The organism is Streptomyces sp. TSRI0281 (genome assembly GCF_001905125.1).
GTDB lineage: Bacteria > Actinomycetota > Actinomycetes > Streptomycetales > Streptomycetaceae > Streptomyces.
Genome location: NZ_LWLE01000025.1, coordinates 60,917 through 73,622 on the forward strand (window position 1 = coordinate 60,917; position 12,706 = coordinate 73,622).

Here is a 12,706-nt window from a genome sequence, read left to right on the forward strand (position 1 = left end):
TCCACAGGTCGAGGGGATTGACAATCCCGTTCCGCTGAGTCCGTTCCTGCCGACCTATGAGGCCGAGAAGTTCTTTGTGGCCCCCGGACTGCTCGCAACGGTCAGCAGCGACGAGAACGAGGCGGTCGTGAGCTTCGGCGCGCTCCACCGCGGAGCGCTGACGCCGCTGCTCGAACACGGGTTTCACTGGTTCCACTTCGACGGGTGAGGCGCGGGCGGGCGGGTATCGAGGCGTGGGCAACCTGCGAAATTCACCCTCGTGGCAGGGCCTGGAGCGGTAAGTCCCGCCACTTGACGCGAGTGCAACTGGCTGGCTTTGTTCACAAGCTGCGGTTCTGGCTCAACTTCTTTGATGTCAGCGGTCACGCCGATTTCAGTACGATGCTGCGGGCGGCCGGCACGGGCCAGGCGGTTCTCGCTCGCCTCACCGCGCCTGGGGCCGGGGGCGGTCCCCGTCTCTGTGTGAAGGTGTATGTATGGGTTCGTTCGCCACCGGAGCTGACCGAACTTAGCTATGGGGCACGTTCGCCAACACCAATCGTCCCCGAGCAATGGACTCCTGGGCAGCCCGGCGTCCGGCCCGCACCGGTCACCCGGTCCCGGAGAACCACGTGGTAAGTGACCGTGCCCGGCGGCCACCGCTGGGCTGCGGCCAGTTGACGTGACCGCCTGTCACCCGGTGTTCGTCGATATGGTCAGACCAGGGTGGAGACGCAGAACGGGTGGCCCGCGGGATCCAGCAGGACCCGCCACCGGTCGGGGTCCGGCTGGAATTCGGGCTTGACGGCCCCCAGCGCGAGCAGGCGGGCCTGAGCGGCGTCCAGGTCGTCGACACCTAGTTCCATATGGGCCTGCTTCTCCTGGGAGGGGTCCGGCCACGTGGGGCGGCGGTAGTCGGCAAGCCGGTTGAAGCCGAGCCCTGGAGCTCCCTCCTGGCCCAGCAAAATGAAATCGTCGGTGGAAAAGACCACAGGCAGGCCGAGTGCCTTTCCGTAAAAGCGGGCCAGTTCGGCGGGGTCAGGGCAGTCGAAGGTGACGGCCGAGTAGCGGAACGTGAATGCTGACGTGTCTTCATGGCTCATGACGGGCACGGTATTAGGGGTCTAGGACGGGTTCGGTCCTATTTGCTGTACGGGCGGCGAGGCCGCGGCACGGCACGGCGGCCAGTGCTCGACAGCTACAGCAGCGTGCTGCGTTACGGGCCTGTGTGAGGACCCCTCGGGATCCGTGGCGGCGAGCCGGGCAAAAGGGGTGCCGCCCGGCCCCGGGGCCGCACAGGTGAGCAACATGGCGTCGGCCTCATGCTTGCCGGGGTGGTCCGGAACTGTACAGTTCACGCTCCGGCGCCTCCGGGGCTGTCCTCGTGGCCGGGGACGACTGTCGCGGTCCACCGGACGCGCAGTGCGGCCGATTCGTGCGTCATGCGGGCACCCCAGAAAGCTGGCCGCGGGCGCCGCGCCTACTTGGTGGTGTGTGTGGGGTAGACCTCGACGTCGGTGTAGGCGCCCTTGATGTCTCCCGCGCCCGCGGGCCACTTCAGGGTCACGGTGTGGGTCTCGTTCGGGGGTGTCACCAGGATGTTCGTCGGGTGCGCGAGGCTGTTGCCGGTGCTGTCGATGTCGTAGGCGAGGTCGAAGACGGCGGCGGCGCCGGGCTTCAGGGTGGTGATACGCGGCTGGGCCTGGCCGCGCCCGATGGGGTTCGAGGTGTGGTCGGTGTCCTTGATGTCGACGCCCGCGAAGCCGGTTGCCGAGCAGGTGGTCGAACCCCGGTTGATCATGGTGATGTCGATCCTCCCGGAGGTCTCGTCCGGGGCGGCGTCCGTGGCGTCGATGGCCAGGTCCTCCGTCTTGCAGAACGTGATCTTGCCGCCCGTCTGCGTCGCACCGTTCGTACCGTTCGCGACGTCCGCCCCGCCCGCGCGGGCCTCGGTGTCCTGGCCGGAGCCCGTCTTCGCCTTGCCGGCGTCCGAACCGGCCGTCCCCGAACCGCTCTCCGGCTTCGAGCCACCCTCCGGCGACGAAGAGGAGGACGAGGAGTTCTTGGCGGACGAGTTCTTCGCGGAGCCGTCGCCGCTACAGGCGGTGAGCGAGAGGGTGGCGGCAAGGCCGATGGTGGCGAGAGCGGTGATACGGGTGTACTTCACGGTGTTCCCCCAGGAGCAGCGCGGTGCATGCGGTCGGAAGTATTTGTATCTCGCACCGAGTTACAGACAGTCCTCCGCGACGTCTTCGTTCTGTCACAGGCCTACTCACCTCGGGAAGGGGTCGGCGTGGGAGGCGAAGCTTGCTGCGTTGCGCAGCTTCCGCCGGGCCCACGGGCGCCCACGGGCACCTGGCACGTGGCACGTGGCACGTGGCACGTTTGCCGGACCCGAGAACAAGGACCTGCATGAGGTCGATGACGCCCGTGGGTGGCGGGCGGGGGCTCTCCGCACAGGATCTTGACGTTCTCGCTCCGGTGGGACCTGGCCGGCCTGAACGTTGCAGCGGCAACGGTGCGGTGGGAACAGGCGCGTTCGGCAACCGGAGGGGGCGGTGGAGACGCGTACAGGCCCTGCCCCGGGTGCCCGGCAAGGCCCACACCGAGTCGGATCAGCGGGTCACTCGGTCCGTGTCCCCCGGTAGCCCACCGGCCCCTCGCCCGGGAACTGGGCTGCCCCCTGGAACGAGCTGCCCTCGTCGAAGAAGGTGACGCTGCCGTTTCCCGCGTCGCTGGACCAGGTGACGCTCGTACCGGTGGCGGGAGCGCCGTCCGCGGGAACGACCTCTCCGCGGTTGGCCAGGGAGAGCGTGAGCGGCTCGTCCGGCTGCCACCCTCCCCCGCCGGTGTGAATCTCGGTCTCGTACGTGGCCATGTGCTCTCCTTGCTTCTCGGTTTGGACAGCGCGGTTCGAGGGACTGTTGCGCTGCCCGCACCAGAGTCAGGCGTTCACACACCCGCATCCAGAGCAACCGGGCACAAACCACACCTTCGGCTGGTCCCGGAGTCCGCGGTCACTTCGCCGACACCCAAGGCCGGCGGAACCCTGCACGACCAGGAGCACGTGATGAAGCCCGGGATGTTCATCAGCAAGGACCACGGTGACTCCACCCCATGGCCGACCCCCTCGACGAACACCGGCCGGACCCGGACCGCGTCGGCCTGGGACCTGCCTCCCTTAAGGGTTTCCCACTCCTCTTGTACCTCTTCGGGTTGACCGGTCCGGTGCTTCCGGGGTGACGCGGTGGCGGACGTGCCCACGGGACGATGAGGGCCGACCGCATCCATGGGGAGGGACAGAGTGACGATATCGGCGCTTTCCGTCGGGACCGGGGAATCAGCGGGATCCGGGGGGCCCGGCGGCTCCGGAGGACCCGGGCGGCGGGCCCGGCGTGGTGTGCTCATGGCGGCGGGAATCGTCCTCGCGCTGGCCGGAACGCTGGGCACGGCCGCCGCCGCGCCCAGGGCGCCCGAGGCCCGGACGAGCCTGTCGGCGGACGGGATCTGGCAGATGGACGGCTACGGAACCGCCCTCACCATCAGCGACGGGGTGATGCGCACCTGGGACACCACGGCCATCAGCTGCCGGCCTGCTGTGACCGTACGTCAGGACGGTGCGACCGGCCCCGACGGTACCGTCCGGTTCGCCCAGGACGGCGCCGTCCTGACCGTACGTCCGCGGACCGCCTCCCGAGCCGTCTACAGCTACGACGGGGCCGTGGGCACCCAGCGGATGCGCCGGATCAGTGCCCTGCCGGCCCTCTGCGGTCAGGACCAGCCGACCGGCCCGGTCGCGACGTTCGACGTGTTCTGGCAGACGTTCAAGGAGAATTACGCCTTCTTCGCCGGCCGGGGGGTCGACTGGGACGCGGCCCGCGCGAAGTACCGGCCGAAGGTCAGTGCCGCGACGCCTCCCGGAGAACTCTTCGACATCCTGGCCGCGATGGTCGCACCGCTCCAGGACTCGCACGTCTCACTTGAGGCGGCCACCCCCGAACTCAGCCGCTACGCAGAGACGATCCGGCCCGGCACGACCGCGCCCTCCCGGGAGTACGACGCTCGCGTCCGGAAGTTCATCGAACGGCGCGACCTGGGCGGAAAGCCGCTGGAACCGTACGCCAATGGCGCGATCGGCTACGCGGAACTGCCGGGAGGCATCGGCTATCTGCGGGTGAGCCGCTTCATCGCCTACACGGCCGGCGAGTACGGGCACGCGATCGACTCCCCGGAGCTCGCCCGGGTCCTGGACCGGATCATCACCCGGGCCCGGACCTCGGGCCCCGACGCCTGGCGCGGGCTGATCATCGACGTACGGGTCAACATGGGCGGGATGGACGGGCTGGGGCTGCAGATCGCGAACCGGCTCACCAACCACCCGTACACCGCCTTCGCCAAGCAGACCCGCAACGACCCGCAGGACGACACCCGGCTCACCCCGCGCCAGACCATGCGCGTGGTCCCGGCCGACGACTCGCCCCGCTACACCGGCCCGATCGCGCTGCTGACCAGCGGTTCGACCGTCAGCGCCGGCGAGACCTTCACCCAGGCGCTGGCCGGACGCCCTTCGCCCACCGTCCGGATCGGCGAGAACACCCAGGGAGTCTTCTCCGACACCCTCGCGCGCTCCCTGCCCAACAACTGGACGTTCACCCTCTCCAACGAGAAATACACCAACTCCCGCGGGCACAGTTTCGAGGGCCCGGGAATCCCCCCGCACCTGCGCACACCGGTGTTCACGGAAAAGGAGTTCGCGGCGGACCGCGACTCGGCGTTCGACCGCGCCAGAGCACTGCTCACCACCCGGCGCTGACCGGACGCTGAGAAGCCGACAGTCATACCCAGGAGATCCGAGACCCCGGGTATGACTGTCTTCACGACGAGAGTGTGGCCGACGTCGACGAAGTCGATGGGGTGGTGGTGCCGGTCCATGACGGGGCGGCGGGGACAGGGCTCCGAAGTAGCCGTGCCGGTCGGGGAGGACGGTGTGGGTGTTCGGTTTCATCAGCACGCAACCCCGGAGGACCGATGGGCGCCGGCCCTCAACGCGATCCTTCCGGACCGTCACCGCCCGGCGCAGCTTCTTGTCCGGGAGGTCCGGCTCCGTTGTCGGTGCCGTGGCCGAGGTGCGGTTCGCACAAGGCCGCGCCGAGCGGGCTGTGGCGGTAGCGGACGTGGCGCCCGTGGCGGGTCCGCCCCAGAAGGTGAGCCTCGCGCAGGACGGACAGATGCTGGCTGACGGCAGCGGGGGTGACATCGAGACGGTGGGCGAGTTCCGTGGTGGAGGCAGGCTCGGCAAGCATGGTCAGCAGACGCGCGCGTGACGCGCCCAGAAGCCGTTCCAGAGCTCGGGAAGCCGGCAGTGAGGGGCGTTCGGCGAGGGTGGCCAGGCCCCGCGCGCCATAGACGATGTGAGGCAGCGCCCGGGAGCTGAGCATGGTGGAGACGCCGTCCGCGAAGCAGCTGGGGGTCAGCAGCAGGCGTCGTCCGTCGAGGGGGATCTCGGCCGGAGGCGGGGGCCAGGGACCGCTGCGTTCGATGATGAGCATGTCCTCGGTCCAGGTCAGCCGACCGGTGATCCCGGTGAACAGGGCATTCGCGCCGCCCTCCGAAGCACTAGGGTAAATCCATTCCGCTCGTGCCGGCACGAAGCTGTGCTGAAGCACATGAATACGCCCACCACCGCCCCGCCCACCATCGCCCCGCCCGCTGTCGCCTCGACCGCGCGGCTGATCGGCGATCCGACCGTGCGAGGGCTCGCGGCGCCGCTGTCGGTCAACGCCGTCGGCAACGGTCTCTTCCTGACGATCAGCACCTTGTGGTTCACCCAAGCCCTGGGCTATTCCGCCTCACGGGTCGGGCTGGCACTGACCGTCGCGGGATTGTGCGGGATCCTCGCCTCCCTCCCCGCCGGCCGCGCGTGCGACCGCTGGAACGCCAAGACCGTCCTGACCGTTCTGCACCTCCTGCAAGGAGCCGCGATCGCCCTGTACGCCGTCGCCGGCTCCTTCCCGGTCTTCCTCGCGCTGGCGTGCCTGGCCACGGCCGGCAGCCGTGCCAACGCCACCGCGCGCGGAACCCTGTACGCCGACGCCCTCCACCCCGGCCTGCGCACCCGCGCCCCGGCCCTGCTGCGGGCGGTCAACAACGTGGGCATCGGGGCGGGCGCCGCCCTCGGATCGGTCGTCCTTACCTTCGACAGCAATGCGGCCTACCGAGGGGCCATCTGCGTGAGCGCCGCCGCGTTCCTCCTCGCGCTGATCCCGCTTCGCCGGATCTCCACCGCAGCCCGGCCCCCGGCCGCGCAGGCCGGGGCGGCACGGGCCGCCGCCCTGTCCCGGCGACGCGGGTCCCACCTGCTTCGGGATCTGCCCTACCTCGCTGTCACCGCGCTCAACGCGGTCGTCAACTCCCTCTACGTCGTCCTCGAAGTGACTCTGCCCCTGTGGCTCCTCACCTACACGAACGCGCCCCACATCTTGGTCGGCTGGCTCCTGGTCACCAACACCGCCCTGGTCGTCGCCCTGCAGGTCCGTGCCGCCCGCGGCATCACCGGCCCGGCCCAGGCGGCGCGCGCCTTTCGCCGCGGTGGCCCCCTCGTCGCGGCCGCGTGCCTTGCCGCCGCCTGTGCCGCCCACCGCTCGGCGATCACCGCCACCGCGGTCCTCCTGGCCGCCGTAGTCCTGCTCACCCTGGGCGAGGTCGCCTCGCAAGCCGGTAGCTGGACCCTCTCCTACGACCTGGCCCCCGACCACGCCCACGGCACCTACCAGGGCATCTACCAGACCGGAATCTCTGTCAGTCAGGCACTCGGACCGGCGCTGCTGATCGCATTCGTCCTTCCTCACGGCCCAGCTGGATGGGTGGCCCTCGCAGCCCTCTTCGCTGGCGCGGCGCTCGCCCTTCCAGCCGCCGCCCGCTGGGCAGCACGAGGTACCGAACGGCGTAGAACCAACTCCCGGCGCCGGCCCAAGGATTCAGCAGCAGCCAGATATTGAGTCAACCCCGCAGCACTGGTACGGGGCAAGCCCCAGTCGGACGTCCGGTCCGGGGCCCGCCTCAGGCGTACGGAGCACGCGGTCACACGTACCCGTACGGGAACCGCCCGGTCACCGGGCGGGCCGGAACCGACTGGGCACCGGGCGGGAATCACCCGGCGCCCACCCATCACCCGGTGCCCACCCGCCACCCCGTCAGCACCGGACCCGCCGGGAAGAGCCACCCGGGCGCCTGCGCAAGCCCTTTGGAGTGACACACCGTTCCCCGTGAACCCTCCACGGCGTTGAACGGCCGGACGCGACCGCTTCGCGTCGCGCCCTTCCAAAGACCCATGGGAGTAGTCATGCGTATGCGCTCAGCTCTGACCACGTCCGTCCTCGTCGCCGGCATTCTGCTCGGCGGCGCCGGCGCCGCTCTGGCCAACGACGGCGGCGGGCTCGTGAACGCCACCGGTTCTCAGGGCGCCGAGCAGACCAGCGACACGACCTTCGCCGGCGTCATCGACCGCGTCGGCCCGGTCTACTTCTCGAACAGCGAGACCGGACGCGCGTGGAACAAGGGAACGTTCCAGGCCATCTTCGGCTAGGAGTGAAACGTCGGCCCGGCACTGCCACGTAAGGCACCCGCCTCGCCGCGCACCCACTTGACCCGTACGGCACGTACCGCAAGACACGGCGAATTCCCTTGACCGCAACATGGTCAAGGGAATTCGTCGTACGGGCCGTCACTTTCCTTGGCCCTGCCTGGCAGTCCCCAATTCGGCCGGCGCCCCCGGCCCGGACGACATCGTGCTCGTGATCGTCGTCGCCTCGCGTGCGGGTGTCACAGAGCAGAGCCAGGGGGAGCGCCGAGTTGTTCCAGAGCACCCTGCAGATCCCAGTTGAACCAGGACTCGGCGATCTTTCCGTCCTGGAATCTCAAGGTGGCCTGGCCGGATACCTCAAAGGTCCTGCCGCTCGGAGGGAAGCCCTGGTAGTCGCCGGTGTGGCGGCCCCGTACGGTGAACCGTGCGCACACCAGGTCCCCTTCGGCCACCATACTCTCCGCGGTGTGTCTGAGCCCGAAGGCCACGACCAGCTCCCCGTACACCCGTGCGGCCTCGTCCAGCCCAACCGTCTCCTGCGGCACAGCCGGATCGTGCTCAAGGTAGTCCGGAGTGCACAGATGTGCGTAGGCGGGCACACGGTTCCGGTCCTCGGTCTCTTCCAGGAAGCGGCCGGCCACAGTTTTGTTACGTTGTCCCATGCCGTGTTCCTACCGGGCCCGCCGTCCGTGGCGGGGACCGTCACGCCTGCGCGGCGGGTCATGCCCTCCCCGTTTGACCCGTTCCGGAGGAACATCCCGGACGCCGTGCCAGCAGCACCGGCCCCCGCAGCCACCCAGCTCCGTCGACGTCGTGCTCCAGGTCCTCGTCCTCCACGCCCCGCGTGGGTGCGCGGGGTACAGCGGGGCACGCGGGGCACGCGGTGGCCGCCCCGGACCGGCATCCGAACACGGCCGCGGGGCAAGGCGCGCAACCCCCGGAAAACCAGGGGCCGTCAGGCGATGCCGCACCGCACCGTCGAGCGCTACACCGGACACTCCGGAGACGAGGCCAGGGACTCCGGAGACGGAGCCGGAGCCGGAACCATCGCCTGGTCCGTGGGGTTCCTACTGGCCCACACCCTGGCCAAATCCAGAAACTCATCGCCCCTGTCACCGAACAGCGGAGCAGTCACCTCCCGCCCCATGGCGCGCCACAGGGTCCAGGCAGCGTGGCTGGCGGCATGCATCGCCGCAGTCGCCATCGGGTCCAGGTCGCGCCCCTCGCCCCGCCGCAGGGCATCCAGACGCGCCACGACCGCCAGCAGCTCCCTGTACGTCTGCTCGTACTGCCTCTGGTCATCCACCACACGTGCTCCCAGCGCGTCGAAAGCCGCCGCGCGGCCCTGTGGACACCATCCTCACCCCCGGCGACCCCAAGGGCCCCGAGCGACACCAACGACACCAACAGGTGAAGTACTGGGTCCTGGAGGCACCCCGGGCACGACGGCATCGTGGGGCTCAAGCCCACGAAGGGGCTGTGACGTCGTACGGCAGAGGCGGCGGAACGTTCGACGAAGACGGGAGGGCGTACTGCACCGGCCCGGAGGGGTCCGGCGCGCTCGGGCCGGTGGGAAATGTCCCGAGCGGCAGGTAGTCCCGGTCTTGTCTGGACGAGAGAGGGAAGCACTCTGCATGATCAACTGATGACCACCCCAGAGACCGTCGTCGAACGCCAGCTCGCCGCCTACAACAGCCATGACCTCGAAGCCTTCGCGGCGACGTACGCCTCCGACGTCTGCATCAACCGCAGGAGCGGCGACCGCCTGCTCGGGCGCGACGCCGTGCGGCAGGCGTACGCCGACATGTTCGCCAAGGGCCGCTGCCGGGCCGAGATCGTCGGCCGACTCACCGAGGGCGACTGGGTGGTGGACCACGAGATCGCCCACGGCATCACGGACGACCCCCTCCGCGTGCTGGTCGCCTACCGGGTCCGCGACGGCCTGATCGACCACGTCGACTTCCTCCGCTGACCGCCGGCCCCCCTGATCGGGCGCCGTTGAACCCACCCGGACCAACCCACCCGGACCGGGCCCCGCAGTCACGCCCCGGAGGCCCGCCACCCGCCCGGTCACCGGCACGTCGTCCGCCCGCCGGGCCGGCCGACCTCACTCCCCCTGGCCATCATCGCTGTACGTCAACCCGTGGACGTACAGCGGCACCCCAAGACGTACGCAGCCACCCCGACCGAACAGCGGAGAGCAGGCACACGGGTGAAGGGACCGGGCGGTTCGTCATGAGGGGGGCGGCCCGGTGGAAGGGAACGCGGTGCTCGTCATGTGGCGCGTTCCATGTGCAGGTAGTCCTGGGGGCAGGTGAGGCGGTATCCGCCGTCGAGGGTCCGGTGGTGGTCCTGGAGATAGCCGGCCAGGTCGTCGAGGCGTGGCGGCGGTGTGGGCATGGGCGCGTCGTTCAGGAGGAACTGGGCAATGGTGAGCGCGGTGTCCAGGTCAGGGGTCTCGACGGTCGCGGCGACCGTGGTGAGGGTGAGGCGCCACTCGCGGTGGATGTCGGTGGCGGTGAACGGTGCGATGAGGCTGCGCAAGTCGTAGCGGTGTCCGGTGAAGTGCCGGAGCATGCGCATGCAATCGCCATCCGGATTCTGCAGCACGACGACGGCACGGCCGCCCGGGGCCGTCCAGGAAGCCAGGCGCTCCAAGGTGGGCAGCCACTGGCCGGTGTCCACGTGGTAGAGGACGTGCTCGCACAGCACCAGGTCGGCCGTCTCCTCCGGAACCGCGGTCGCGATGGAGTCGGCCAGGATGCGTGCTTGCGGGCAGGCGCGGACCAGCCGGTGCCTGAGGTGGGGGCTCGGTTCGATGGCGGTGACGCGCTCGAAGGAGCCCGCCAGCGCGGCGGTGGCGCGACCCGCCCCGGCGCCCGCGTCGATGAACATGCCACGGCGTGGCAGGGCGGCGACCGTGGACGCCAGATGGGCGCTGCCGGAGTCCTTGCCCTCGGTATGGGCGAGGAACAGCCTGAACGCTTTTTCGTACTCTGAACTCTGTGAGTCGAACGCGGTGACCGTCGGTCTGTGATCACCCTGTGGAGCAGGGACCGTGCTGCTCACGCAACCTCCTCGACGGCGAGCGGAGTACTCCCACCCAACGCACCGAACTCTATGCCGCGTTCGGCTCCATCGGCCCCGATTTTTGCAGAGTCCGCCTGAAACAGGATCACCGGACTTCCGCGAAACCCGGGGCGGTTCACCTCGTCCATGTCGACTCCGACGGCGTGCGGCTCAGGCCGAAGCCGGTCCGTATCCGCCGACACTCCGGCGATTTCCATGACCGGGGCGGCGCCCGGCGTTGACGATGCGCGGTTCGGTCGCCGGCCACGCTCCTCACAGACCTCGGCGGCCACGGTCCCGTTGTGTCCTGCCGAGATGGTCGGCGGTGAAAGGGCCGTTGCCACGCTCGTCCGACGTGTTCGCCTGAGCCGGAGGTCCCGCAGCTGTGATCCACCTGGACCACATGGCGCTCGGGATATCGGATATCGACAGCGGCGTGCGCGGGCTGACCGAGCAGACCGTACCGGTCACCCTGGTACGCGACGGGACATGGCTCCCGAAGGCGATCAGCCGCAACAGGTTGCGCCGCTCGGACCTGGAAGTGACGGTCCGCAGTCAGGACGGTGACGGGGGTGCCGAGGCGAGCGAGGTGACGTTGCAGCCCAGCGGAACGCTCCTGGTCACCCTGCGCAAGAGCGACCAGGCCGCCGACAAGAACGACGTGGTGGCCTTGAGCGCCGAACTCACAGCCCTGCGCACCGAACTCGACATGTTGCGCCGAGAAATGACCGCACGTCCCTGACACTGCCTGGGCTGCCAGGACTGCCGGGGCTGCCGGGGCTGCCGGGGTCCACGCTGTCGGCCGATCGAGGCAGTACCGTGAATTCAGAGGGCTCCGGGCACCGGACCAGGGCGATGCCGTGGTGATCAAATCGTTGCCGCACCATGTACAACCGCGTGCAGCCCTCCCCTGTCCCACAGTCAGCCGCGAGGTTGAACCTCCGGCCGGTGCGCCTACGCGCTCGGTCCAGGCTGCAGGGAAAGGGCGGGTTCGAAGATGGGGAAGACCATATGGAGAGCGGTGATGGCTGGTGGAGCGGCCGTCGTGTTCACAGGGGTGGCGGTGCCGGCCGGGGCGGCGGAGGGCGGGGCGGCGGAGGGCGGGGTCTCCTTCACCCGGGTCGCGGTGAACGACGGGAAGCCGATCGTGATCGGGGTCAAGGAGGAGGTCGAGGTGCATGCGGTCTTCCGGATGACGACCAAGCTCCGATACGACGACGGGCCGATGGTGTTCCCCTACCGGGGGAAGCTCGACAGGAGCGACACGATCCACATCGCCATCATGGCAGCGACTGCAAGGTCGTGGACAAGGCGAAAGGAATCTGCGACTTCGAGGAGTGGCTGTACATCGACCCGCGGCACACTGACTTCGGGAACGAGGACGCCGGGACCTGGAAGACCGCTGCTCAGGTCCATCTCGCCGGAGACGCCTTCGACATTGATGACGAGAACCTCCCGTTGCAGGTCAAGCGGGCCACGCGCGTCACTGTCAACGCCTCGCCGGAGCCGGTCACTAAAGGGAAGACGATCACCGTGACCGGGCGGGTCACACGGGCGAACTGGGACACCCACACGTACCAGGGGTACGCGGGCCGCACGGTGAGCCTGCAGTTCAAGGCGGCGGGCGCCTCCTCGTACAAGACGGTCAAGAAGGCGACGTCGAGTGGTACAGGGGCGCTCAGGACCACGGTGAAGGCCACCGGGCCGGGGACGTGGCGGTGGACGTACTACGGGAACTCCACCTCCGGGGCAAAGTCGTCGACCGGGGATCACGTCGCCGTGCGATAGGCGACGTGCGCGGACCGCCTCCCCTCGCAGAAGCGTCATCATCCGGACCGGCCGGACCGGGGACGTCAGTACCTCGTCGGCATGTGCCCCCGCAGGAGTCGGAACTCCTTGCGCTCAAGCAAGGTTCGTCCCCCGGAGCCGGCTGACCCGACGCCGCTCTGAAAGCCCACACTCTGCGAGCGATGTGTGCGGCGCGGAACCCCGAGTGCGCTGCTTGGCCAGGCCGGTCAAGCAGCGCACTCAGTCACAGGTGTCCGGTCCCATCGGACTTGTCGCACCGGACCCGTG

The 12,706-nt window shown here is 69.3% G+C and carries 15 protein-coding genes and 1 pseudogene; 7 read left to right on the forward strand and 9 right to left on the reverse strand.

Annotated elements, in window-relative coordinates; translation table 11 throughout:
- Window positions 1–76 precede the first annotated feature (76 nt).
- The gene (locus tag A6A29_RS47665) at window positions 77–208 is read left to right on the forward strand and encodes a hypothetical protein (RefSeq protein ID WP_274535844.1); all 132 of its coding nucleotides are present in this window, start codon (window positions 77–79) and stop codon (window positions 206–208) included.
- Window positions 209–695: 487 nt separating this feature from the next.
- On the opposite strand, the gene A6A29_RS28325 is transcribed toward A6A29_RS47665, so the two are convergent.
- The 3 genes from A6A29_RS28325 to A6A29_RS28335 form a co-directional block, all read right to left on the reverse strand.
- Window positions 696–1,082, reverse strand: coding sequence for a VOC family protein (locus A6A29_RS28325; RefSeq protein WP_073724144.1), 387 nt, complete (start codon window positions 1,080–1,082; stop codon window positions 696–698).
- A gap of 377 nt (window positions 1,083–1,459) precedes the next feature.
- On the reverse strand, window positions 1,460–2,146 hold the full coding sequence (locus A6A29_RS28330) for a DUF4232 domain-containing protein (protein WP_073724146.1): 687 nt from the start codon (window positions 2,144–2,146) through the stop codon (window positions 1,460–1,462).
- Window positions 2,147–2,602: 456 nt separating this feature from the next.
- The gene (locus tag A6A29_RS28335; RefSeq protein WP_073724148.1) at window positions 2,603–2,857 is read right to left on the reverse strand and encodes a hypothetical protein; all 255 of its coding nucleotides are present in this window, start codon (window positions 2,855–2,857) and stop codon (window positions 2,603–2,605) included.
- A gap of 528 nt (window positions 2,858–3,385) precedes the next feature.
- Between A6A29_RS28335 and A6A29_RS28340 the strand changes: the two genes are divergently transcribed.
- The gene (locus A6A29_RS28340; protein ID WP_073724150.1) at window positions 3,386–4,792 is read left to right on the forward strand and encodes a S41 family peptidase; all 1,407 of its coding nucleotides are present in this window, start codon (window positions 3,386–3,388) and stop codon (window positions 4,790–4,792) included.
- 229 nt (window positions 4,793–5,021) lie between these two features.
- Here A6A29_RS28340 and A6A29_RS28345 read toward each other — a convergent pair whose 3' ends face one another.
- The gene (locus A6A29_RS28345; RefSeq protein WP_073724152.1) at window positions 5,022–5,528 is read right to left on the reverse strand and encodes an ArsR/SmtB family transcription factor; all 507 of its coding nucleotides are present in this window, start codon (window positions 5,526–5,528) and stop codon (window positions 5,022–5,024) included.
- Window positions 5,529–5,645: 117 nt separating this feature from the next.
- On the opposite strand from A6A29_RS28345, the gene A6A29_RS28350 reads away from it, so the two are divergent.
- The gene (locus A6A29_RS28350) at window positions 5,646–6,977 is read left to right on the forward strand and encodes an MFS transporter (protein WP_143197093.1); all 1,332 of its coding nucleotides are present in this window, start codon (window positions 5,646–5,648) and stop codon (window positions 6,975–6,977) included.
- Window positions 6,978–7,321: 344 nt separating this feature from the next.
- Window positions 7,322–7,564 carry a hypothetical protein gene (locus tag A6A29_RS28355; protein ID WP_198953342.1) on the forward strand — a complete coding sequence of 81 codons (243 nt, stop codon included), beginning with the start codon at window positions 7,322–7,324 and terminating at the stop codon, window positions 7,562–7,564.
- A 236-nt stretch (window positions 7,565–7,800) separates the two neighbouring features.
- On the opposite strand, the gene A6A29_RS28360 is transcribed toward A6A29_RS28355, so the two are convergent.
- Window positions 7,801–8,223, reverse strand: coding sequence for an ester cyclase (locus tag A6A29_RS28360; RefSeq protein WP_073724156.1), 423 nt, complete (start codon window positions 8,221–8,223; stop codon window positions 7,801–7,803).
- A 323-nt stretch (window positions 8,224–8,546) separates the two neighbouring features.
- A complete protein-coding gene (locus A6A29_RS28365; RefSeq protein WP_143197094.1) occupies window positions 8,547–8,867 on the reverse strand; it encodes a hypothetical protein in 321 nt (106 codons plus the stop codon).
- A gap of 339 nt (window positions 8,868–9,206) precedes the next feature.
- Between A6A29_RS28365 and A6A29_RS28370 the strand changes: the two genes are divergently transcribed.
- On the forward strand, window positions 9,207–9,533 hold the full coding sequence (locus tag A6A29_RS28370; RefSeq protein WP_073724160.1) for a nuclear transport factor 2 family protein: 327 nt from the start codon (window positions 9,207–9,209) through the stop codon (window positions 9,531–9,533).
- A gap of 302 nt (window positions 9,534–9,835) precedes the next feature.
- On the opposite strand, the gene A6A29_RS28375 is transcribed toward A6A29_RS28370, so the two are convergent.
- Both A6A29_RS28375 and A6A29_RS28380 read right to left on the reverse strand, forming a co-directional pair.
- Window positions 9,836–10,630 carry a class I SAM-dependent methyltransferase gene (locus tag A6A29_RS28375; protein ID WP_073724162.1) on the reverse strand — a complete coding sequence of 265 codons (795 nt, stop codon included), beginning with the start codon at window positions 10,628–10,630 and terminating at the stop codon, window positions 9,836–9,838.
- Entirely contained in the window at window positions 10,627–10,923 is a 297-nt protein-coding gene (locus A6A29_RS28380) for a hypothetical protein (RefSeq protein ID WP_143197095.1), read from the reverse strand. Before A6A29_RS28380 ends, A6A29_RS28375 begins: the two co-directional genes overlap by 4 nt.
- 92 nt (window positions 10,924–11,015) lie before the next feature.
- Here A6A29_RS28380 and A6A29_RS28385 point away from each other — a divergent pair, with 92 nt between their 5' ends.
- Window positions 11,016–11,372 (forward strand): YetF domain-containing protein, encoded by a 357-nt coding sequence (locus tag A6A29_RS28385; RefSeq protein ID WP_073724166.1) that lies wholly within the window; start codon window positions 11,016–11,018, stop codon window positions 11,370–11,372.
- A gap of 212 nt (window positions 11,373–11,584) precedes the next feature.
- Here A6A29_RS28385 and A6A29_RS47070 read toward each other — a convergent pair whose 3' ends face one another.
- The gene (locus A6A29_RS47070; protein WP_241838703.1) at window positions 11,585–11,791 is read right to left on the reverse strand and encodes a hypothetical protein; all 207 of its coding nucleotides are present in this window, start codon (window positions 11,789–11,791) and stop codon (window positions 11,585–11,587) included.
- On the opposite strand from A6A29_RS47070, the pseudogene A6A29_RS28390 reads away from it, so the two are divergent.
- A pseudogene (locus A6A29_RS28390) lies at window positions 11,757–12,418 on the forward strand (hypothetical protein). The gene A6A29_RS47070 and the pseudogene A6A29_RS28390 sit on opposite strands and share 35 nt — an antisense overlap.
- Window positions 12,419–12,706: the final 288 nt, after the last annotated feature.